Annotated in this window: 1 protein-coding gene; it reads right to left on the minus strand. The window is 46.8% G+C overall.

What is annotated here, in order from left to right:
• Positions 1–406, minus strand: a 406-nt coding sequence (gene tilS / locus BCT81_RS27265; RefSeq protein ID WP_157938896.1) for a tRNA lysidine(34) synthetase TilS, incomplete at both ends; no start/stop codon positions are given.

Below are 406 nucleotides of genomic sequence, written 5' to 3' on the forward strand. Positions count from 1 at the left end.
ATCCATTAATATAGGCGTTCTGCGCCTCAACCAGCTAGGCACTTGATACTCTTGAAACAGCTTCTTAAGCTTCCTGCTATGTCCACGCCCAACTGGGTGCGCCGATAAACCTTCAGGATTAAAGGTAACACGTAATACCGCGTTTTGGTCTGGTAAACTGAACGTTTGTACCCGACGACCAGGTTCGGATTCAGATACCCCAGCGTGTAAGCTTACATCTCCCAAGCCATCAGGCAGAAGCAACTTTCCGCCAACAGCAATATCACCTTGCCAGCCCGATAGATCTTTAATCTCTCGAACCAAATAGAGTTTTTGATTAAAACGCCTAACTTCAACGTCGTTTAACACCAGTTTAGGGTTAGCATCATGCTGAGCACACGCTACTTCCTCCCAGATAAGCTGGAGT

It is taken from the genome of Vibrio sp. 10N.261.52.A1 (assembly GCF_002876325.1).
Classification (GTDB): Bacteria; Pseudomonadota; Gammaproteobacteria; order Enterobacterales; family Vibrionaceae; genus Vibrio; species Vibrio chagasii.